The 621-nt window shown below is 35.7% G+C and carries 1 protein-coding gene and 1 pseudogene; both read left to right on the forward strand.

The genetic code is table 11. The annotated features are described in order from the left end of the window. Positions 1-218, forward strand: a pseudogene (locus OM075_RS25370) (hypothetical protein); the annotation flags it as partial. A gap of 4 nt (positions 219-222) precedes the next feature. Further along, on the forward strand, positions 223-621 hold a 399-nt coding region (locus OM075_RS25375), incomplete at its 3' end, for an ATP-binding protein (RefSeq protein ID WP_301193359.1).

A 621-nucleotide genomic window follows, 5' to 3' on the forward strand; every position in this document is an offset into this window, starting at 1 on the left:
GGCTGTTTAGTTTGTGTAAAAATACCCCGGTCGATACGTTTAATAAAGCCTGTCAGATAGCTATCGACAATCAAAATTACAGTTATGGATTTGTGATGAATATTATCAAAAATAAAATGACTGAATCCTCTCAACAGGATCCTCAAAAAGATCTTCCTCAACATAATAACATCAGAGGAAAAGAATATTACAATAATCAATTATCATTTAAATTTTAAAATAATGGAAATTATTGAAAATCAATTATCTCAATTACGCCTTTATGGATGTAAGAAAAGCTGGACAGCTCTCTGGGAAACCCGTAAAAACAATGACCTATCATTGAATGAAGGCCTTGAAATCCTTTTGCAGGCAGAACTTCAAGACAGAGAGAATCGTCGTTTTGACCGGCTCAGAAAAACGGCTCGTTTTAGATATCAGGCTTCATTGGAAGAATTAAAATATGATGCATCCAGAGGATTGGATAAATCGTTAATATCCACATTGGCTTCTGGGGACTATATCTCCAATGGAGAATCAGTACTGATTACTGGTGCCACAGGATGTGGTAAAAGCTTTATATCATCAGCCTTAGGGCATCATGCATGTGCACAGGGATTTAAAGTTGCATACTTTAATGTG

The sequence above is a fragment of the Plebeiibacterium sediminum genome (assembly GCF_026013605.1).
In the GTDB taxonomy this organism is placed as follows: Bacteria; Bacteroidota; Bacteroidia; order Bacteroidales; family Marinilabiliaceae; genus Saccharicrinis; species Saccharicrinis sediminus.